The sequence below is a fragment of the Noviherbaspirillum aerium genome (assembly GCF_008929045.1).
GTDB lineage: Bacteria > Pseudomonadota > Gammaproteobacteria > Burkholderiales > Burkholderiaceae_D > Noviherbaspirillum > Noviherbaspirillum aerium.
In genome coordinates this window covers 48,509-69,352 of record NZ_VFAH01000002.1, presented here as the reverse complement: position 1 = coordinate 69,352, position 20,844 = coordinate 48,509, and the positions used below count along the sequence as shown (strand labels likewise).

Below are 20,844 nucleotides of genomic sequence, written 5' to 3'. Positions count from 1 at the left end.
CCCCAAGCTTGCAGCCTTGTGCCTGACCTCTGCCGCACATCGAGATCTAAGCAAAGACAGGGCGCGGCCAACAATGGACCTGGAGGCTTGCTTCACAAGTCGCCGTGGTAGCTCGCCCAGGCACCGTACTTCATTGCGAGCAAGCAAATAGATCGTTACACTGCAAGATCAAGGAAGCGCAGTCGGCGCAGCCCTGCAGATAAGAGGAGATTACATGTTCAGCCACATAATGATTGGTTCAAATGACCTCGAGCGCTCAAAGCGTTTTTATGACGCCGTGCTTAGCTTGCTCGGAGTAGGAGAACCATTCCGCCACAGGGCCGACTCCGGGCATACCCGGCTTTTCTACCGGCATGACGGAGGTACCTTTTGCATAACCGAGCCAATCAACGGTGAAGATGCGACCTTTGCCAACGGCGGCACCATTGGTTTCAAATGCACTTCGGCCGAGCAAGTCCGCGACTTTCACGACATCGCGGTGGCGAATGGCGGCTGCTCTGCCGAAGACCCGCCGGGCCTGCGCGACGGTACTATGGGGCCAATGCACCTGGCGTATGTACGTGATCCTGATGGCCACAAGCTCTGCGCGATCTACCGCCCTAAGTAGCCAAGTGGGATCGCCTGGTCAAGGCCGAGGCAGATCGCCGGTGGAACAAGGCATGACGACGCGACATGGCCAAGACATGGCAAGGAGTCGCAATGCCGTGCCGGCGGCAATCCGTTCGGGATCGGCCGGCAGGCCAGGGTGAAACCGCTCTAAGCGTTCATAGCGCGGATGCCATGGAAAGAATGCGGCAGCTCGTGAAGAAGCGCCCTGCGGCGTTCACCGGGAATTGCGCGTGCCGGCATCTGGATCCAGTCATTCAGGGAGTGGCCGGCAAGGCGCGTTTATGTGCCGTGGCATTGTATTGACGAAGGATGATGTCGGCATCGGACCCGGCGATGGTCTTGCCTTCCAGGAAATCATCAATGGTCTCGTAGCTTACGCCAAATGCGTCTTCATCTGGTTTGAGCGGCGCCAGGTTTTCGAGGTCGGCGGTTGGTACCTTGAATACCAGAGGATCGGGCGCGCCCAACGCGGCGGCGACAGCGCGGACGCGGCGCTTTGTAAGGCCCGTCAGAGGCGTTACATCTGCCGCGCCGTCGCCGTGCTTGGTGAAAAATCCCATCAAGGCTTCCGCCGCCTGATCCGTGCCGATCACCAGACCGCGCATGGCGCCGGCAACGGCGTACTGGGCGATCATGCGCTGGCGCGCCTTGATATTGCCCAGTACGAAGTCTTCCTGCGCGGCACTTTCAAAAACCTGGCCTGCAGCCTTGAGAGCGCTCAGCATCGCATCGCTGGCAGGCTTGATATCGACGGTGAGCACCTGGTCCGGCCCGATCACATCAAGCGAGTGCTGCGCATCATCCTCGTCGCGTTGCACCCCGTAGGGCAGGCGCATCGCGATGAACGTCGCCGCCTGGCCTTGTTCGCGCGCCTGGCGTACCGCATGCTGGGCAAGCAGGCCTGCGGTCAGGGAGTCGACCCCGCCGCTGATTCCAAGCACCAGCGCGCGCATGCCGCTGGACTGCAATTGTCCGCGCAGGAAGGCAACGCGGCGCGCAATCTCGGATTGAACGTCGAATTGCGGGGTAACTTCAAGAGCAGCCATGATTTCCCGCTGCTGCTCGGTGTAGCCGGCCTGATCCATGCAAAACCTCCACTCGGTATGGCAGAAAACGATATGGTAATTGCACAGACAGGTTTTGGCGGTCCCTGGTGCCGGACTTTGAGGGATCTGCCGACTTTAATATACATTTTTTGAATAGGATCAACAGGCGGACCAATATACAAGCAGGATGGAGTGGCGGGACAAGCCGACCTGTTCCGCCCACTCTATGTTTTCGGGACGCCTGTCATGCAGAAGGTTTTTGAGAATGCGGCGATCTGCGGCAATCAGTTCCTCTGGCAGCGCAGGATAAAAAATTCGGTTTACATCGATTCCAATGCCATATGGCAGATGCCACGTTTTTTCATGGAAAAACATGTCCCGGTATTGCAGGTCCCGTCCTCACCCTATGCAAGGGATAATACCGGACGGTTTTCCATATAGTAAGATGATCCTTGGCATGCATCATATTTGAAAGGCCGCGACCTTTCCGCCGGTGCTGACTCTAGAGCGGTTTCATCCTGACCAGCCTGGACAAGGCGAAGACGCTCCAGTGTGTGCACGTGATTGACGATAACGAATGTATTGTGCGTAGCGCGGTGACAAAATTTTTCTCACTGCATAGCCATTAACGAATAGTCAATCTGCGCCGATGAACGGCGTCCCATCACCTGATTGCGTGCCGCGATCGCTTGATACACGCGGAGAGGAATAGGACGATGTGTTGCAAGAAAAGTAACAAGGTGGCGACAATCGGCGTCATCGACGACGATGCGGCCATTCGCTATGCCATGGAAAACCTGCTCGAAGCGGCCGGTTACGAACCGATCAGTTTCGATTCGGGCGAAGCATTTCTTGCATGGCCTCATTTGGGCAGGATCGATATCGTTCTTTCCGATGTGAAGCTGCGCGGTATGAGTGGATTTGCACTGCTTGAGCAATTCGTTGTGCGCCACCCCACTGTGCCGCTGATTTTCATCAGCGGGAATAATGACTTAGAGATGGAACAGCGCGCGCTGCACGCCGGGGCGCTCGGGGTGCTGAGCAAGCCAGTCAACCCGGATATCCTGTTAGGGCAGATTGAACGCGCGCTGGCGGTGCGGCGCACTTGCCATGGCTGAGCCATGAAAGCCGGGAGGGTCGGGTTCCTGACCAAGCCCGTTGATTCCGACGACCTTTGGCATGCGGCCTGCAATGCAATCGAGGCCGATGCATTCAACCTGCATGCACGATGCGAAATGGCCGCGCTGCATTCCAAGTACCCCTCGCTGACTTAGCGCGAGCGCGAGTCGCTTGAGTTCGTCATCGGAGGCCTGCTTAACAAACAGGTGGCGCTGGCATGGTAATAAATGAAATCATGACCAAAAATTCATGAACGCAGCATGATGGAGAAAATGGCTTCGAAAGCGGTCGCCAGTGCCCCCTTGCATGTGGCGGACGAAGACTGGCATGTGAACCGGGGCGGGGCTCGTACCTGGCTTGAGTAAGCGGCTGCTTTCGCTGGCGCTATGCCGCAGCATCTGTGGACAACTGTCGGCGTGGAGGCAGTCAGCAGGCACCGGTATCATCGCAGAGCGAGTTGACAGATATGCATTTGAAGGTCGCCGCTACATTTCCAGCACCTCGGGTCCTGCGGCTCCTGCATGAAGACGAAGGAATACGCTTTAGGCTTCATGCTGCAGCTGCGATAATATCGCATCTTTATAATTCTGATATTTTCCCATTGTTCTTTCTTAGGTGACGCTTTACCGTTCGAGAATGACGAAGCAACCGACAGTAGGAATATTTATACATCCAGCGCGGTACCCATCAGTTGACCAAGTCTGTTCCGTAACAAAACCGGTGCGCGACCATCTTTGCAAGGGACCGCGATCAGGTCTGTCGAGATTGATGAATACGATTCATGAAAATGGATAGCACAGAAACCTTGTTCCCGACGAACTTCAGTACCGAATCCATGCATGGTCGGGAGAAGGAGCGAGAATGTCTGGAGCGTGTGCTGGAGCGCGTCAAACGCACGGGCGTGACCGAGATATTAATGATCGCCGGCAGAGGCGGAGTCGGTAAGTCGACCTTGGTTCGATGGTTCCTCAAGCAGCTGCAGGACGCACCGCTCGCCATAGGAGAGGGGAAATGCGAGCAGTTGAATGTGGAAATACCGTTCGCAGCCGTTGCACAAGTCGTTCGGACGCTGACGCTCGACGCACTAGGCGGTGAACAGGCTAAACTAGACCGTCTGGCCGGGCGCTGGCTCGAACTGCTCAGCGGGCACGGCAATTCGATTACGGAACTGGTCCCGGAGGCGGAGCACCTCCTTGGCGGCTCCGGTCCTGCCCTGAGTCTCCTGACGCCCCAGGGGCAGGTGCGAATCGAACAAGCGATCATTCGCACCCTGGAAGCGTTTTCGGAGTCTGGCCGGCCTGCGGTGATTTTTCTGGACGACCTGCAATGGGCCGATGAGGCCACTTTGTCGTTCCTGAAATCGCTCATCCTGCAACCTCCCGCCAATGTCCTTTTCATTGGAGCCTATCGTGAAGACGATGGCGCGTTCGCAAAGTGGTATGCGCAGGTAAGGCATGCCACCAGGTCGGCAGGGGCAAATATCGGCGAGTTGACATTGGCGCCTCTGTCCGTCGTCGCCTTCGAGCACATTATTGCCGACACGCTTAAGCAGTCCGGCGAGCGACTGGACGGTCTGGTGAATGCTCTTTACGAAAAATCCGGAGGCAATCCGTATTTCGCGCAGCAGCTGTTGCAGAGCTGGATCGAAGACGGTGTCTTGAAGCTTGTTGCGGGCACCTGGCGCTGGATCGATGAGGAAGTGATGTTGTCCGGTTATGCCGATCATGTCGTCGACTTGATCATAAAGCGCATAGCGAAGCTCCCTGAATCGCTGAACCTGATCCTGCAAAATCAGGCCTGCATCGGCGGACACTGCAAGATCGCGTTGCTTGCCCATGTCTGTGATTCACACTCTGGCGACTTTGCTGCAGCTATCAATCAACTGACGAGCAACGGTTTGCTGGTGCGCCGCGGCGACTCCTGTGCATTCCAGCATGATCGCGTACTCGAGGCTGCATATGAACTGATCGCGCCTAACGCGAGATCCCAGGCGCACGCCCATGTGGCACGCCGCATGGCAAGCTATTGGAACGACGACATCGCAGCCGTTGCTTATGAAATTGGCAACCAGATCGAGAAGGTGTCGCTGGTCGACATTCGCGATGCGGAGAGGCCGGGTTTTGTCCACATCCTGAATCTCGCAGCCCGACGTGCGCAACGAGCGTCGCTGGTAGATCGTGCATACGATTACAACAACACGGCGAGATCGCTGATGAACCCTGGCTGGTGGGAGAGTCACTTTGCTCTTGCTTATGAAGTCGCCTTGATTGAAAGCGAATGCCTCATTGCCAAAGGAGAACTGTCGAAAGGGAAAGAGCGGATCAAGGAAGCGCTGTCGCGCGACTTGCCCGGCAACAAGCGCGCGCTCCTGCATCGGCTTGAGGCGGTAATTCACACCTTGCAGTCGAATTATGAGGCGGCGATCGATGCCGCGCTTACCGGGCTCGATATTCTCGGATTCAAACTGGGACGCGAACCGTCCGCTGCCCAAATGCGCGAGGCTTATGAGGCAGCGATCGATGCGCTGAACGGCAGGCAGATATGCGACCTCGCGCATTTGCCGACATGTGAAGATGTGGAGATTAAAGATGCGATGGCACTGCTGTCGACATTGATCTCATCGTTTTTTGTTGCAAGCGATATTAAGTTCACGCATCTGGCAAAACTCGTCGAGCTGACGCTGCGACATGGTGTTGCCCCGGATTCGCCATATGGTCTGGCATGGTTCGGCGTTTTTATCGCCAGCCATTATGAGCAATTCGAAGATGGTTATGATTTCGGGCGAGCCGCCCTGGCGATCGTGGACCTGCACGGTTTCGAGTCGACTCGGATCGCCACCTTGGTGGCGCTGGATCAGGTCGCGGTCTGGACTCAACCTCTGGAAGTGGCCCTGGATTATGTGCAGCGGGCGTCGACTCGCGGCAGGCTGTCCGGCGATATCGGAATGGAATGTTATGCATGCAACCACATTATCTCCGACATGCTGGCAATGGGCACGGCACTGCCCTTGGTCGAGGAGGCGGCGGATTATGGCATCAATCTCACCAAATCAATCGGCTATCGGGATATCGAGCTGCTTATCCAGGGACAACTGGATTTTGTAACGGTGATGACTAAAGGCTATCCGCTTAACGATAGGAATAAGTGGATCGACACTTGCAACGAGCGCGCGGCATCAGCCACGTCACTTCCGACCAAGTTCTGGGTATTGCTTTATGCAGGCATGGCAGAGGTATTCCAGCAGCAATGGGTAACATCGCTTGCATTTCTGGAGCGGTCGCTGACGATGGTCGCGGCGGTGCCCGCCCATATCAACGTCGCGGACTGCTACTTGTTCCATGCACTGGCGCTTTCCAGGAGCGGGAATGAAAGCTGCGAGCTGATATCCCAAATATTGAATCGGGAATGCCAGCGGTTTGAAGGCTGGGCAGGGAAGAACCCGCGCACGTTCCAGAACAAGCTGCAGTTGTTACAGGGTGAATTGGCTAGGTACCAAGGCGATCATTTGAAGGCAATGATGTACTTTGAAATGTCGGCACGTGCGGCGTGTGCCGAGGGTTTCATTCACGAACGAGCTCTTGCGCATGAACTTGCGGCAATCGTCTGTCGCGAACACGCGCTAGACATCGCCGCAATGCAGCACTCTCATCTGGCAAAGGTCGCCTATGCACGCTGGGGAGCCCACCACAAGGCAAATGCAGTTCAGGTTGCGCTTGCTCTTCCGTACAATGATTTGCGAAGCGAAGATGTCAAGTCCGACGAAATAGACGACAGCTCCGCACTACGATTCGGGCTGAAAACGGCGCAAGCATTGTCGCAATCAACAGTGAAAGAAAAACTGGTTGAAACGATGTTTTCCGACCTGTTGGCGCATGCTAACGCACAATACGGCGTGCTCATCAGTGTGAATGAAGGATTGCCTGCGGTTGAAGCTTCCGGTCGCCTGACGGAAAAAGGCGTGGTCACCTCTACCTCGCTCGTCGAGCCCGACCAAAGCATCGTGCCGATGAAGCTGTTGAACTTGGTTTTGCGCACGCGGCAATCAGTCGTCATACATGACGCGATAAGGGAAGTTTCACATCTGCGTGTCCAAAGGCAGGAAGCAGACGCGTTGCGTTCGGTCCTGTGTCTGCCGCTGCTCCGGGCAGAAGAGCTGATCGGCTTACTCTACCTGGAAAACAATCTGTCGCCAGGGGTGTTCAATCCGGCGCGCGTACTGCGATTAGAGCTAATGGCTTCTCAAATAGCGATCGCGCTCGGGTTTGCCAAACTGTACGAACAGCTTATCGACGCCAACGAAGCCCGGATGAAAGCAGAGAGTAATCTGCATGCGGCTCGGGCAGAGCTCGTCAAGAATGCGCACGTAACCGTGCTCGCCAATCTGGCGGCGTCGATTGCGCATGAAGTCAATCAACCGCTCGGCGCAATTGTCATATCAGCAGAAGCCGCCACGCGTTGGTTGGACCGCGACGAGCCTAACCTCGGTAAGGTACGGGAAGGTTTGCAACGTATAAAAGCGGACGGTGTACGCGCGGGGGAGATCATTAGAGCGTTACGCGGGCTTGCCAAGAAACAGGCCACACTCTTCGAAAGAGTATGCATTTCGGAGCTAATACTGGGCGTTATCCATACGGTCGCAGAAGAACTGGTACTGAAGGATGTTCAAATAGATCTGCAGCTTCAACCGAAGCTCGTGGTAACCGGCGATAGAGTCCAATTAGAACAGGTGGTACTCAATCTCCTGAACAATGCGATCGAAGCCATGCTCAGCTGTCCAGTGGACGTCGTACATAAACTGAGCGTGATTACCCGCCAAGAGGAAAACCGGATAAAAGCAGTTATCCAGGATAATGGCCCCGGCATCGCCAGCGACGATATGAAGCGTATTTTTGAGCCTTTCTATTCAACCAAGACCCATGGGTTAGGGATGGGACTCGCAATATGCGCAAGCATCGCTGAAGCACATGGCGGTGCGCTCACCGCGTTCAACGTGGAACCCAGAGGAACCTCATTCGTTCTTGAGCTGCCTGATGGCGAGAAGAGCGGGCAATATACTGGCGTCAGGGCTGGTTGATGAGCGCTTTATCCAATGCGACAATCTGAGAAACGGAAGATTTAGCGCGGGACATTCTGCTGATAATGTGGCAAAACCACCCGCCGAACGAATTTCAACGGGGTATCGGTCATCAGCAGATGTCTACTTCCTCCCAGCGCAAACGATGCTTTGTGCCAGCGGAACAGGGATGCGATTTAATCATCACCGCTCGTGACCTTGCATTAAATCAGCCGCAACAGTCATCCGCGCGCTCGAAGTGTAGGCTGCGTAACTACCTGGCGGTTGCTCAATAGACAATAGGCCTTTCAACCTTTGTCAAATGCGACACTTACCACTTTATCAACCGCCTCGAAATGCTGCTCGACTGCCTGGCGCGCCTTGTTCACATCACGGCTCTTGACCGCTTCATAGATAGCGACATGTCTTGCCAAGGTAACGGTCGCATTGCGATTGGGCTGTGCCGCCAAGATCATCCTATTCGTTTTCTCAATCGTCTCCTGCAATGCATCTACCAGGAAAGAGAAGAAGCGATTATGTGACGCCTTTACCAACGCAAGGTGAAAGCCGACGTGTTCGGGGACCCATTTTTCGTAGTCGTCCTTGCACTGGTTCAGCCGATCTATGATCTGACCGAGGTGCTCAATATCTTCATCTGTGGCCCTTTCTGTTGCAAGAATAACACTTTGCGCTTCGAGTGCGCGCCGCAATTCTATGGCTTCCTTGAGTCCTTCCTGTTCTTCACTCAATGCAAGATGGAAGAAGCTGATTAGCGGGGCGCTGCTAAGGCTCCTGACCGTTGGAGGCCGTCCATGGTTGATCTCGATCACGCCAAACGCGACCAGTTGACGCAGCGATTCCCGGACGCTCGGTTTGCTTACGCCAAGCTGCTTTGCCAGGTCCCCCTCAGAAGGTAGATGGTCGCCTGCCTTGTAACGCCCTGATGTAATCCAAGACGTTATCCGATCTGCAATAAGTTGCGTGACCGGTTTGCGGGGTTCGAGCGAATCAATAGTGTCCAAATTCATCCTCTTGCAACTGTTAAGATATCTGATATCATACCATCGTGAAAACAATGACGCAGCCTAGCTACGCTTTCGAGTATAGCGCCAGTTAACGTCTGTCTGGCTGCCATCGCACTATCCATGGCCAATTCGAAGGGCACATCTTGAAGATTACTAAAATACAAACGTTGCTCATGCAGGCAGGCGCGCCGGCGGAAACCGCATGGTCCGCAGCCAGCCAGGGCGGGATGAGTACGGCCGGGTCACGCAACTGGCTTTTCGTCAAGGTCCATACCGACGCAGGGATCACAGGCATCGGCGAATGCAGCGGCTGGCCGAAAGTCGTGGAGACAGCGGTACGTGATCTCGAAAGGATACTGGTCGGCGAAGACCCGACCCATATCGAACGCCTGTGGCAGCGCATGCGCGTGGCAATGATGGGCCATGGCGAGACAGGTGTGGTGGGTTACGGCGCGATGGCCGGACTCGACATGGCTTTCTGGGATATTAAAGGCAAGGCATTGGGCACCCCTGTCTGGAACCTTCTGGGTGGCAAGGTGCGAGACACGATACGCGTTTATTCACACGCGAGTTCGGTGGAGCGCGCGCAAGCGCTTGTAGCAAAGGGATACACCGCCATCAAAACGGGCGGCGTGGCCAATCCGCTGGAAAAGCTGGCGACGCTGCGATCGGCGTTGGGCGCTGATATCGATTTCCTGGTGGACCTGCATGGCCCACCGTGGTTGCAGGCGGCAGATGCCATTGCACTGTGCCGTGAAATGGAGCAGTTCCGGCCCTTGTTTGTCGAGGAGCCAGTGGCGCCTGATAACGTGGAAGTATTTCGCCGTGTTCGCGACAAGACTTCCGTGCCGCTTGCCGGCGGCGAGAGACTCGCCGGGTTATGGGCGCAACGGCCCTTAATCGAAGGCAATCTGGTTGACGTGATTCAGCCGGACACAGGCAGGTCAGGCGGGCTTACGCAGATGCGCAAAATTGCCGCGCTTGCCGAGGCACATTTCATTACGGTGGCACCTCATGCCGGCACGCTCGGTCCGGTAGCCGAGGTGGCGGCAGTCCACTTTCTGGCATCGATTCCGAATGCGCTAATCCTCGAAAGATTCGAGGAGGATTGGGAAGGAAAACATCAGGTGCTTTCGTCATCGCTCCGCTGTGTCAACGGGTTCATCCATGTGCCCAACTTGCCCGGTCTAGGTATCGAGCTCAATGAAGATTTCATCATGTCGCATCCGAGTGTGTGCAACGTGCGGTTACCGATATCCCGCGGTTCCGGCGCATACGCCCCCGGTACGGAGGTGGAGAGCGTCTATTACCAGGCGCGTTTTCAGCGCAAGAATTATTTTTCCGTCAACAGAGGCCTCAAATGACACAGGTATCCAATGAAGCGCTTAAACAACTTGCCACGGTCAGCACCGCAACATTAACGAGTCTTCTCTATAAAAAGGGGTTTCGTAATATTTTTCTTCAAGGTGTTAAGCCGCTTAAATCCGGCCAGCGGCTTGTCGGGCCGGCATTCACGCTGCGCTATATTCCTTCCCGCGAAGATCTTGACGGGATCGAGGTCTTCCGTGACCAGCGCCATCCGCAACGCGTCGCAGTAGAGGAAATACCTGCGGGTGCGGTCTTGGTCATGGATTGCAGGGGCGACGCCTCCGTCGGCTCCGCCGGAAGCATACTGGCTACGCGCATCCAGGTAAGGGGAGCCGCCGGCATTGTATCTGACGGCGGTTTGCGCGACGCGCAAGGCATCGCCGAACTCGACATGCCGTCTTACTGTGCAGGCGCGTCTGCACCGACCAATCTGATCAAGCACCATGCCCTGGACGTCAATGTGCCTATCGGCTGCGGCGGCGTACCGATCTTCCCCGGCGACATCATGGTTGGTGACGACGACGGAGTGGTCTGCCTGCCGGCACACCTCGTGAATGAAGTGGCACTGGAAGCCTTGGAAATGGAGCGCTTTGAGAGCTTTGTCCTGGAAGAGGTGCGCCGCGGCGTCTCCATTCTCGGACTATATCCCCCGGTTGATCCGCAAACGCTCGAACGCTATTCGAACTGGAAGGCTAACCAGTAAGCCAATGGAAATTGCGATGGGCACGCTACAAGCAGATTGCATTCTCGATGCCAAGGCACTTGTTGGAGAAGGCGTCGTCTGGTGTGAAGCTTCGCAAAAGGCCTTATGGGTCGATGTCTGGAATTGCACGCTGCACCGCTTCGATATCGAGTCAGGGTTGGATGAGCAATGGATCTTGCCGGAAAAAGTAGGATGTGTCGCACCATTGGATGGAGACCGTGTCATGGTCGGTTTGACGACCGGCCTCTATGAATTCAATTTGCACACTGGCGATCTCTCACTTTATTTCGCCATTCGCGGTGGTGGCACGCAAAATCGTTGCAATGACAGCGTGGTCGATCCGGCTGGCCGCCTCTGGTGCGGCACGATGAATCTCCAAGGCTTACTGGGCGATCCCACGGGCGAACTCTATTCGATGCGTAGCGAGGCGGAGGCGACTTCCTGGCTGCAAGAACTGCACCTGCCGAATGGGCTGGCATGTTCTCCGGACGGTAAAACACTATACCTGTCGGATTCCCATCCAAGGTCGCGTCTGGTCTGGCAATTTGATCTCGATGCCGCATCGGGCCACATTGGGAACCAGCGGGTTTTTTTCGACTGTTCGGAAATGGTCGGGCGGCCTGACGGCGCGACGGTCGATATTGACGGCTGCTACTGGATCTGCGCCGTCGACGGCGGAGAGGTACTGCGCATTACTCCGCAAGGCAAGGTTGACAGACGCGTCCGCCTCCCGGTTTCGAAACCAAGCAAAGTCGCCATTGGCGGAAAAAACCACGACACCTTGCTTATCACGACAATCAGCGCCCAGGTCGGCAAGCAGTTGCAACAAGACAGCCCGCTCAGCGGAGGACTGTTCGCAGTGCATGTTGGCGCGATTGGTGTGCCCAGTCCAATGATGAAAACCACCTGTTAACGAATAAGGAAAACAAGTGCACGCAAACCATATCAACGGACGCTGGGTAGAGAGCGCTCACGCGGCACCCAACATTAATCCATCCAATCTGGCCGAATCTCTGGGCGATTATGCACACGCCGATGAAGCGCAGACGCAAGACGCAATTACGGCCGCCCATTCTGCGCTCGATGACTGGCGCTGCGGTTCAGTCCAGGCACGGGTCGACAGCCTCGACCTGATCGGAACGGAGCTTCTGGCACGCCGTCAGGAATTGGGAAAGTTGCTTGCGCAGGAAGAGGGCAAGACACTTCCTGAAGCGATAGGCGAGGTGGCCCGCGCAGGTTACATCTTCAAGTACTTTTCGCAGGAGGCGCTGCGACCGGATAGCCGGATTACGCCATCGGTTCGCCAGGGCTTGACCGTGGAAACCTTGCGCGAACCGGTCGGCGTGGTAGGCATCATTACACCCTGGAACTTCCCGATCGCGATCCCCGCCTGGAAAATCGCACCGGCGCTGGCATTTGGCAATACGGTCGTTTTCAAACCGGCAGAACTTGTGCCCGGCTCTGCATGGGCTTTGGCGGAAATCATCTCACGCAGCGGCATCCCGCCCGGCGTGTTCAACCTGGTCAATGGACGAGGCTCGGCGGTTGGGGCAGCGATGACCAGTGACCTGCGTATTGATGCGCTGACGTTTACCGGATCTGTCGGCACTGGACAGAAGATTGCGCAAGCCCTCGCTGGCCGCACGACCCGTCTGCAGATGGAAATGGGAGGAAAGAATCCCCTGGTGGTGACCGACGACGCGTCACTCGAGCGAGCCGTAGAGTGCGCAGTCCAGGGCGCGTTCTATTCGACAGGACAGCGCTGCACCGCATCGTCACGAATCATTGTCACTCGCGGCATCCATCAGCGCTTTGTTGAGGCGTTCAGGGCCAAAGCTGAATCACTGGTTGTCGGTCATGCCCTGGATCCGGATACGCAGATTGGCCCGGTCGTTGATGAGAGTCAGCTTGAACAAGATCTCGCCTATATCGCGATTGGCAAGAATGAGGGTGCCACATTGGCTTGGGGTGGCCAGCGCGTGGCGCGCGCTACCAATGGATTATTTTTGCAGCCCGCGCTGTTCGTCGATTGCGACAACTCGATGCTGATCTGCAAGGAAGAAATTTTCGGACCCGTGGCAGCCGTCATTCCGGCGAATGATTACGAGCATGCCTTGCACATCGCAAACGATACGCCATTCGGCTTGTGCGCGGGCATCTGTACCACTTCGCTCGGCATTGCCCAGCATTTCAAAACACATTCGCGGGCGGGCATGGTAATGGTCAACGCGCCTACGGCCGGCGTGGATTACCACGTCCCGTTCGGCGGGGCCAAGGCGTCCAGCTACGGTTCCCACGAACAGGGACCCGCCGCACAGGAATTCTATACAACCACCAAGACGGCCTATATCTGCCCATAAATCCCTGAACATCCGATCAAAGGAGGGACGCTTACGAAAGAAGACGATCAAGAAGAGGATGCCTGAAGACCACTAGGCAGGGAGACTCCTTGCTAACCAGTTGCCGGAACCGGTCCTGGCTTTGCACTGCAAAGCCAGGCAGGGACGGTATTTGCCAAGAAAACTGAAATACACCTTTAGTAAAAAAGGGACAGTGATGAAACATACGATATTTGCCGCCGCAGTATTGATCGCTTCGGGTATCGCCCAAGCACAATCAAATGTAACGATCTACGGCATTCTAGATACCACGATCCGCTACACCACCAATGAAAACGCCGCCGGCCGCAACAAGTGGCAGCTGGGTGACGGGGTGTTGACGGGAAGCCGGATCGGCTTTCGCGGCACCGAATCGCTGGGTGGCGGCCTCAATGCCATCTTTAACCTTGAAAGCGGCATTCTACCGGATACCGGTGCATTGGGCGCTGGCGGAAACCTGTTCGGACGCAACTCTACGGTTGGCTTGAGCGGCGACTTCGGCACGATCACGTTTGGCCGGCAATTCACCACCGGCCATGACATGATAGGCAGCCTTCATTCCATGGCCGTGCCCAATCTAAACATGCCCGGTTTCCAGGCGCAGTACACGACAACACGCTTCGATAATTCAATCAAATATCGCGGCACGTTCGGTGCTTTTGAAGTGGGTGCAAATTACGCATTCGGTGAAGTTGCCGGCGACTCCAGCAATAGCGCAAAGGGAGCCGTGAGCCTGGCTTACAAAGCGGGTGGCTTGCGTATCGGCGGCACGTACCAGAGGCGTAATGACGTTACCAGTTATTTTGGCACTACCGTACCCTTGAGCGACTCGGATTTCATGGCAGCAGGCGCCACCTACGAGACAGGTCCTGCCAAACTTTACTTCATGCAGCTGCAGCACAAGCTGGATGGCGCGAACCGGCGCAATGACGGCACCCATCTCGGCATCAGGTACGCTATCGCGCCCGCCGTGACTCTGATCGGTTCATTCGACTATGACAAGCTGGAAACGGCAGGCCCATCGGGCAAGCGCACTACCACCACCGTAATGGCACTGTATGATCTGAGCAAGCGTACCCAGCTCTATGCCGAAGTCGATCACACCAAACTGAAAGATGCGTGGCGTACTCTTGGCTCAACCGCGGGATTCAACACTCCGTTCTTCGGTACCGATTCTCGTACCGGCGTCTCTCTCGGTATTCGTCATTACTTCTAAACCGTGTCAGGACTTGAGCGATAGCTGGCAATGATGGTCAGCTATCGTCTTGTCCTGGTGCTGGCGAGCCAATGCGGGCCCGATCAAGGTCTCTTGCAACACGAGGCGATGGAATGTCAGGTAACAGTATCGTACTGGGCACGCATGTGCTTGAAGCGGAAATACTTCCAGCGCAAGGCGGCCGTATCGGGTGTTTCCGGGTTCTCGAAGACGGAGACGCGACTGAAATTTTCACGCCGTATGCAATGCAGCCGCAGGGCGGTCCTGCCTACGGTGCGTTTCCCATGATTCCTTATTCGCATCGGATCAGGCAGGGTGCTTTTGCATTTGCCGGCCATCGATATACACTGCCGGCAGACTCCACGAATCATCCGCATGTCATGCATGGCGTATGTCGCGATATTCCCTGGCAAGTTGTCGCCCTATCCAAGGGAAGCCTTCATTTACGCACACACTATGAAGGTCACCGCTGGCCTTGGCGAATTCGCGCCGATCAGTATGTGGAACTGATGGCGAATCGTCTGACAGTTACGCTGTCTCTGACGAATCTCGGAACATTGCCAATGCCGGCGGGCTTGGGCTTTCACCCATATTTCTCAGCAACCGAGGCCCGTTACGTCGCTTTCAGTGCCGATGTGCAGTGAACATGCGATGAAAGCCGCTTCCCTACAGGAATGCAACGCGGACGGCAAGATATGAAACTGATCAGGCGGCCTCTGCAGGAGCAGGGCTATTTTGGACATTTCTCGGAATGGAACGGATATGCGGAAATAGGTTACCCGACCGGGACGGTGGAAATGCGTACCACAAGTGAATTAAGCCACCTTGTGTGTTTCATGCCGAAGTACGCCCAGTACTTGTGTGTCGAACCCAGTTCACACGTCATTAATGGATTTAACCTCACCGCAGTCGGCGGCGTTGACCCCGGGATCCGAACTCTCTCTCCTGGAGAGCGCATGTGCGGCAACATAGAACTGCGCTGGTGCAAGGCAGGCAGGAACTGCGGAGTCTGAACCCTTAACAGGGACAGTTTCCGCGGTATTAAGGAATGAATTTTATTCTCCCGCAGGATGTTTCCTGGCGCTGGGTCTGCCTAGCGGGTGGGCTTCCTCTTTATCGATCAGGTGCTTAATTTAAAGGGATCGCAAAACCCCTTGCAACAGTTAAGATATCTGATATCATAAATCGCATAGATGTTTGACGGGTCGTATCCCGTCTGCAGAATTAAGCGATAACCTATTCTCTAGGAGACAACGATGAAAACAAAGATGCGGCGCAAGGTCCTGGTTGCGGCAGCGGTGTTGGCGGCAGGCTTAATTGGCCTGGCATCGCCGGCACGCGCCGAGAAATTTCCGGATCGACCGATCACTCTGTATGTCGGCTTTGCGCCAGGTGGTGCTGCAGACGCAATCGCGCGGATACTTGCAGAGGAAATGAGCAAGCAGCTGGGCCAGCGGGTATTGGTGGAGAACAAAAGCGGTGCTTCGGGAAACATCGCTACGGGCGCTGTACTCGGGCAGGCTCCCGACGGCTATTCACTTATCTTCGCGGCGATCCACTTTGCTACCAATCCCGCATTGGGAGGAATCCGCTATGATCCTGCCAAAGACCTTACGATGGTATCGCAGATCACCAGCGTGCCCGTCGTCATGCTTGCTTCCAATGCGAGCAAACTGCAGACTCCTCAAGACGTCATTGACGCATCAAAGAAGACGGCTTCGGGATTGAAAGCCGGGTCCGGTGGCATCGGAACATCGTCGCATCTCGCCATCGAATTGTTTAAACGCAGCCAGAATATTCCTGCCCTGCATATCCCTTACCGCGGAGGATCGCCTGCAAATCAGGACTTGATGGGTGGAGAACTGGATATCATGTTTGACTTGATGTCCGGGACATTAAAGTCCATGGTGGATGCCGGCAAGGTAAAAGCCTTGACGGTCATGCAGGCAAGTCGAATCTCCAGCTTGCCGAACGTGAAAAGCGCGCAAGAATTTGGACTTCCGCCATCGACCTACATCCGCAGCTGGCAGGGAATTGCAGTTCGAAGTGGAACTCCCAAAGAGATCGTCACGACCCTGCACAGGGCTATCACAGCAGCGGCGTCGTCCCAGGCGTTCAAAACGCGCGCCGAGCAGCTTGGCTCGGAAGTGGTGATCAGCAAGTCGCCGGAGGAATTCCAGCAGTACTACGCCAGTGAATTGGCACGGTGGAGCGCACTCATCAAAGCCGCCAACATTACGCGCGAATAAGTCGAGGTCTGTTCCGGGGCCTGTGGTACGTCAGGCCGGCCGCCGATCGAACCGTCGATGGGATAAAACGCCTTGATGCTTCATTCTTGCGGGTGAGTTTCGGTATCGGCGGCAGTCACTTTCCATTCATGCTGCACCTTTTGCGTGATCGAGCAGACACCGGGAATTAGTCGATTGAGACACCGAGGCCGCATCGTGAACTGACTAACCCGATGCAACAACAATCCTCGGTTCGAAACTCATGAGGAATGGACGCGCTTGATCCGGGAGCGTTGTTTCATCCACAAGTCTTAACGGGTGACACATCCGTACACCGCATGTTCGGACATCGGCGAGGACTGAGTAAGGAGACAGAACATGAAGAAGCTTGATATCGGTGCCAAGCTGACTTTGGCTTTCGGTTTTTTGCTCCTGCTGTTCGTTGCGCTTGCCTGCATCAGTGGTAATCGCATGGCGAAGATCAATGACAGTCTGATCTCCGTTACGAAAGGAAGTAACGTCATTGCCCACGAACTCAACGAAATGCGGCAGTCAGTGATGACAATGTCAGCCTCGGTGACGGCGATGGTACTGGTGATGGATGAACAGCAGATGCTTTCCGAAGCCTCGCGAGTCGAGCGTGCAGTATCGCGCTATAGGGCAAGCCTGGCGGCCATAAAGCCCAAGCTGGCAGGAACTCCTGCAGAAAAAAGCCTGATCGCTGTTCAGTCGTTGGCTGAGAAAACGACGCCCGTGGTTGAAAAGACTATGGCGATTGCAATGAAACAGGGAGACATCGGCGTTGTCTTGAAAGAATTGCTGAGTCATCAGCGGCTCTGGATCGATGCGATTGAAACGCTGCAGAAAGAACAAGGAGCGGAAACCGAACGCATTACGCAGAATGCCAGTACGGTCTATCAGCAAGCGCTCGCAGCCATGGTAATTTTCTGTGGCATGGCAATAGCAATTGGAGCCTGTACCGCATGCTTCATCACGAGATCAGTGACCAGGCCTCTTCAACAGGCGGCCTCCTTTGCCGAATCCGTCGCAGAAGGGAACCTTGCTGCGACTGTGGAGGTTACCTCAACCGATGAGACAGGCCGCTTGATGCATGCTTTGAACGCAATGAATGCAAGCCTCCGGCATATTGTGGGAAAAGTACAGGAAAGCACACAGTCGATTGCGATGGCCTCGACCGGAATTGCAGCCGGAAATCTTGACCTGTCCAAGCGAACTGATGAGCAGTCATTGGCGTTGCAATCTACAATTTCAGCGATTGAAGCGTTGGATAGAACGGTAAAGCAGAATGCCGAAGATGCAGCAGTTGCTCGTCGACTGGCTGGTTCGGCAAGAGAAATTGCAGGGGAGGGCGGTACGTTGGTATCGGTGGTTATGGAAACGATGGATGGCATCAATGCTTCATCGCGGCGCATCTCGGAAATCACAAATGTGATTGACGACATCGCTTTTCAAACCAATATCCTGGCATTGAATGCATCCGTCGAAGCCGCCAGGGCCGGCATTCAGGGCCGCGGTTTCGCGATCGTCGCCTCGGAGGTGCGCGCCCTGGCGCACCGAGCGGAAACTGCCGCCAAGGAGATCAAGGACCTCATTTCCAAATCGGTGGAGCAGGTTGACACCGGAAGCAGGTTGGTGGCAGACGCCGGCGTAACCATCGGTCAGGTTGTGTCAAGCGTAAGCGAGGTCGCCACGCTCATCAGCGATATTGCAAAGGCATGTCAGAATCAGGCGAATGACATCGATACAATCAGTGGCTCCGCCAAGACAATGGACCATGTGACGCAGCAGAATGCAGCCTTGGTAGAAGAGGCGGCCGCCGCATCCTGCTCCTTGCAAAACCAAGCCGGTAATCTTAGCCAGCTCTTGATGATGTTCCAGCTGAAAAGAGAATCCTGTGGCGCTAGTGGAAAAGTCATCCCGCAGCATCCTAATCGGCATCCTGGTGGAAAAAGAACAATGGCCAAAATTTCTAATGCCGGAAAAAGAAAGCAGCAATATCTGAGGCTGGATTCGGCATAGAGCGGAATTTATCCAACATCTTTTTTCGATCAAACCCTAACAAGCTGAGAAGATGCTTGCTGCTTTACCTCTTGAAAGTAAAAAATGAAATCCAAATGCATTCTGTTCACGGGCGCTAACGGAAAGGTCGCACGGCAGGTTCGTCCCTTCTTGGTAGGCATGTGCGATGAGATGCGCTTGACGGACATTGCCTCTGTTGACACCCTATTGGAGAACGAGACTTTTCATCAAGCCAACCTGAATGATGATGACTCACTGACGAGACTCCTTGCAGGGGTGGACGCTGTTGTTCATTTCGCCGGTTATCCGCGGGAAGCGGACTGGTCCGTTTTATTGGAGGCGAACGTCTTGGCGGTAGCAAAGCTATGGGATGCCTGTGTCGCTTCTGGCGTAAAGCGGATCGTCTACGCAAGTTCCAACCATGCAGTAGGTTTCTATAGAAGATCAGAGACAATTGATTCTAGGGTGTTTCCCAAACCGGATTCCAGGTACGGCGTTACCAAGGTATTCATGGAAGCGCTCGCAAGCATGCATGCAGAAAAATCTGGTTTGCAGGCGCTTGGAATTAGGATTGGGTATTGCGGTGCCGAGCCATTGGATGCCCGGATGCTGTCCCATTGGGTACACCCGGAAGATCTGGCTTCGTTGGTAAAGATTGGCTTGAAAAGCAGTCAATTGAACGATGTCGTTTATGGAGTCTCTGCAAATTCCCGTTCCTGGTATGACAATTCCAGGGCGGCGGCGCTCGGCTACATGCCGAGGCATAGTGCGGATCGATTCGCCGCGCAGCTCGAAGGTGTGCGCGAAAACGACGACATTGCCGAAACCTATCAAGGAGGAAAGTTTGCATCCAACGGCTTTGTCATGCCATCCAAGCGTTGATCATGCCGCGCGAGGTCCCTCTCCTTCCCAGTCGTTTGGGTTCGCCTTGGCCAGGAAGCTGATAGATTGATTCAGCGAGTCCAGGAGAATGCGCTTTCGTACGATGCGTCGTATGTCTTCGTATGCATTTTCCTCGCCCATACTCGAGACCAATTTCAGCACATTGATGTGGGCTGTCGCGCCAAGTGATTCGGCGACAGTCTCGATGCCTTGCAAGATCGCCGGCGAACAGTTGGTTTCACGTCCCGATGCAAGCAGGAAAGGCACTTCCTGGAGTTCCGACTTGCTCCTGACCGGCTGAAGCAGGTCAAGCACCTGGCCTTGATCGAAATGAACCTCGCAAGTCACTAGGCTGATGTCTTTCGTCATAAGTCCGTGGCCGTCTTGGAAAGAATGGCAGACCGATAGATTGAACTCGTCTTTTAAGACATCATGGACAAGCAGGGTGTTTTGAAGACGTCTTCGCTCGCTATTTTCCCGTAACTTTCGCAAACTAATATGGCGTTACTCTAGCCTTTCCAAGTGACCAAACCTCGGAGGAAGATGCCGTTTGTACCCGCGCGAGGTTACGAAACATTCCAGCACCAATTTCACCGGTAAATGCGAAAGGGGTTTTTCCTCTGCACCTAAAAGCCGGCATAGCGTCGGCTTTTTCTTTGGTTCTGTAGCGATGCACAAAAGCACCGTTGCATTGCCATTCCATCACTCGGTTTTCTCTTATTGTGCGCTGCAATAGCGCCCCAAATTATTCCTCCTCACTTTTGATGGAGGAAATATGTCGATTTGCCACTACACCTTTACGATATCTCAGCCACACGGGAACGATGCTGATGAACAATGGCACAGTACTCCTGTTCCACTGGAGGAACTTCCCGCAGGCCTAATCGAGGACGAGGTGTAAACACTTCGTCACTTGTCATATTGAGGAACCCTTCATTGCGAAGGGTTCCTCGCTTCTGGCTACCGTGCTTCCGGACGCTTCTGTGAAAATAGACTGAGGCCGGCTACGACCGGCTCACTAAGGTAGATTTTCCCGGGACGCCCTTGCATCGCCTTACCGCACGCCGGGCACTCCACCGTATCCGTCATGTCTTCGTCGATAAAAGAACAGCTGATTTCGACAACTTCAAACTTCCTGTTGCAACCTGCGCACTCCATTGACACGGTCGGCATCGCA

16 protein-coding genes are annotated in these 20,844 nt (G+C 55.1%); 12 read left to right on the top strand and 4 right to left on the bottom strand.

Translation table 11 applies throughout. The annotated features are described in order from the left end of the window. Positions 1-214: 214 nt before the first annotated feature. The gene (locus FH061_RS03655; RefSeq protein WP_151633117.1) at positions 215-607 is read left to right on the top strand and encodes a VOC family protein; all 393 of its coding nucleotides are present in this window, start codon (positions 215-217) and stop codon (positions 605-607) included. Between the two features lie 256 nt (positions 608-863). On the opposite strand, the gene nadE is transcribed toward FH061_RS03655, so the two are convergent. Beyond that, positions 864-1,694 (bottom strand): ammonia-dependent NAD(+) synthetase, encoded by an 831-nt coding sequence (gene nadE, locus FH061_RS03650; protein ID WP_151633115.1) that lies wholly within the window; start codon positions 1,692-1,694, stop codon positions 864-866. 120 nt (positions 1,695-1,814) lie between these two features. Further along, on the bottom strand, positions 1,815-2,030 hold the full coding sequence (locus tag FH061_RS03645; protein WP_151633113.1) for a hypothetical protein: 216 nt from the start codon (positions 2,028-2,030) through the stop codon (positions 1,815-1,817). A 365-nt stretch (positions 2,031-2,395) separates the two neighbouring features. Between FH061_RS03645 and FH061_RS03640 the strand changes: the two genes are divergently transcribed. Further along, complete coding sequence (locus FH061_RS03640; RefSeq protein WP_192804887.1) at positions 2,396-2,773, top strand: response regulator transcription factor; 378 nt, start codon at positions 2,396-2,398, stop codon at positions 2,771-2,773. A gap of 782 nt (positions 2,774-3,555) precedes the next feature. Beyond that, positions 3,556-7,848, top strand: coding sequence for a trifunctional serine/threonine-protein kinase/ATP-binding protein/sensor histidine kinase (locus FH061_RS03635; RefSeq protein WP_151633108.1), 4,293 nt, complete (start codon positions 3,556-3,558; stop codon positions 7,846-7,848). Between the two features lie 287 nt (positions 7,849-8,135). Here FH061_RS03635 and FH061_RS03630 read toward each other — a convergent pair whose 3' ends face one another. Next, positions 8,136-8,849 carry a FadR/GntR family transcriptional regulator gene (locus tag FH061_RS03630; RefSeq protein ID WP_192804886.1) on the bottom strand — a complete coding sequence of 238 codons (714 nt, stop codon included), beginning with the start codon at positions 8,847-8,849 and terminating at the stop codon, positions 8,136-8,138. Between the two features lie 146 nt (positions 8,850-8,995). On the opposite strand from FH061_RS03630, the gene FH061_RS03625 reads away from it, so the two are divergent. The 9 genes from FH061_RS03625 to FH061_RS03585 all read left to right on the top strand — a co-directional run bounded on the left by FH061_RS03625 (position 8,996) and on the right by FH061_RS03585 (position 19,667). Then, the gene (locus FH061_RS03625; protein ID WP_225984464.1) at positions 8,996-10,216 is read left to right on the top strand and encodes a mandelate racemase/muconate lactonizing enzyme family protein; all 1,221 of its coding nucleotides are present in this window, start codon (positions 8,996-8,998) and stop codon (positions 10,214-10,216) included. Beyond that, positions 10,213-10,923: a ribonuclease activity regulator RraA gene (locus FH061_RS03620; protein ID WP_151633105.1), complete on the top strand. Its 711-nt coding sequence runs from the start codon at positions 10,213-10,215 to the stop codon at positions 10,921-10,923. Before FH061_RS03625 ends, FH061_RS03620 begins: the two co-directional genes overlap by 4 nt. 4 nt (positions 10,924-10,927) lie before the next feature. Beyond that, positions 10,928-11,836, top strand: coding sequence for an SMP-30/gluconolactonase/LRE family protein (locus FH061_RS03615; protein WP_151633103.1), 909 nt, complete (start codon positions 10,928-10,930; stop codon positions 11,834-11,836). A gap of 16 nt (positions 11,837-11,852) precedes the next feature. Beyond that, positions 11,853-13,283 carry an aldehyde dehydrogenase family protein gene (locus FH061_RS03610; RefSeq protein ID WP_151633101.1) on the top strand — a complete coding sequence of 477 codons (1,431 nt, stop codon included), beginning with the start codon at positions 11,853-11,855 and terminating at the stop codon, positions 13,281-13,283. Between the two features lie 196 nt (positions 13,284-13,479). Further along, positions 13,480-14,517 carry a porin gene (locus FH061_RS03605; protein ID WP_151633099.1) on the top strand — a complete coding sequence of 346 codons (1,038 nt, stop codon included), beginning with the start codon at positions 13,480-13,482 and terminating at the stop codon, positions 14,515-14,517. Between the two features lie 113 nt (positions 14,518-14,630). Continuing rightward, on the top strand, positions 14,631-15,161 hold the full coding sequence (locus FH061_RS03600) for an aldose epimerase family protein (RefSeq protein WP_192804885.1): 531 nt from the start codon (positions 14,631-14,633) through the stop codon (positions 15,159-15,161). A gap of 612 nt (positions 15,162-15,773) precedes the next feature. Further along, positions 15,774-16,766 (top strand): Bug family tripartite tricarboxylate transporter substrate binding protein, encoded by a 993-nt coding sequence (locus FH061_RS03595; protein ID WP_151633095.1) that lies wholly within the window; start codon positions 15,774-15,776, stop codon positions 16,764-16,766. Between the two features lie 357 nt (positions 16,767-17,123). After that, positions 17,124-18,785, top strand: coding sequence for a methyl-accepting chemotaxis protein (locus FH061_RS03590; RefSeq protein WP_151633093.1), 1,662 nt, complete (start codon positions 17,124-17,126; stop codon positions 18,783-18,785). A gap of 84 nt (positions 18,786-18,869) precedes the next feature. Next, positions 18,870-19,667, top strand: coding sequence for an NAD-dependent epimerase/dehydratase family protein (locus tag FH061_RS03585; RefSeq protein WP_151633091.1), 798 nt, complete (start codon positions 18,870-18,872; stop codon positions 19,665-19,667). Here the strand turns inward: FH061_RS03585 and FH061_RS03580 are convergent, their stop codons facing one another. Further along, positions 19,668-20,036 (bottom strand): hypothetical protein, encoded by a 369-nt coding sequence (locus FH061_RS03580; protein ID WP_151633089.1) that lies wholly within the window; start codon positions 20,034-20,036, stop codon positions 19,668-19,670. It lies immediately after the preceding gene. Between the last annotated feature and the right edge of the window lie 808 nt (positions 20,037-20,844).

Bases quoted from the DNA above. Each gene is read 5' to 3' on its own strand.
- FH061_RS03655 (WP_151633117.1), top strand. From the start codon at position 215: ATGTTCAGCCACATAATGATTGGTTCAAATGACCTCGAGCGCTCAAAG.
- nadE (WP_151633115.1), bottom strand. From the start codon at position 1,694: ATGGATCAGGCCGGCTACACCGAGCAGCAGCGGGAAATCATGGCTGCT.
- FH061_RS03645 (WP_151633113.1), bottom strand. From the start codon at position 2,030: ATGTTTTTCCATGAAAAAACGTGGCATCTGCCATATGGCATTGGAATC.
- FH061_RS03635 (WP_151633108.1), top strand. From the start codon at position 3,556: ATGAAAATGGATAGCACAGAAACCTTGTTCCCGACGAACTTCAGTACC.
- FH061_RS03620 (WP_151633105.1), top strand. From the start codon at position 10,213: ATGACACAGGTATCCAATGAAGCGCTTAAACAACTTGCCACGGTCAGC.
- FH061_RS03615 (WP_151633103.1), top strand. From the start codon at position 10,928: ATGGAAATTGCGATGGGCACGCTACAAGCAGATTGCATTCTCGATGCC.
- FH061_RS03605 (WP_151633099.1), top strand. From the start codon at position 13,480: ATGAAACATACGATATTTGCCGCCGCAGTATTGATCGCTTCGGGTATC.
- FH061_RS03600 (WP_192804885.1), top strand. From the start codon at position 14,631: ATGTCAGGTAACAGTATCGTACTGGGCACGCATGTGCTTGAAGCGGAA.
- FH061_RS03595 (WP_151633095.1), top strand. From the start codon at position 15,774: ATGAAAACAAAGATGCGGCGCAAGGTCCTGGTTGCGGCAGCGGTGTTG.
- FH061_RS03590 (WP_151633093.1), top strand. From the start codon at position 17,124: ATGAAGAAGCTTGATATCGGTGCCAAGCTGACTTTGGCTTTCGGTTTT.
- FH061_RS03585 (WP_151633091.1), top strand. From the start codon at position 18,870: ATGAAATCCAAATGCATTCTGTTCACGGGCGCTAACGGAAAGGTCGCA.
- FH061_RS03580 (WP_151633089.1), bottom strand. From the start codon at position 20,036: ATGACGAAAGACATCAGCCTAGTGACTTGCGAGGTTCATTTCGATCAA.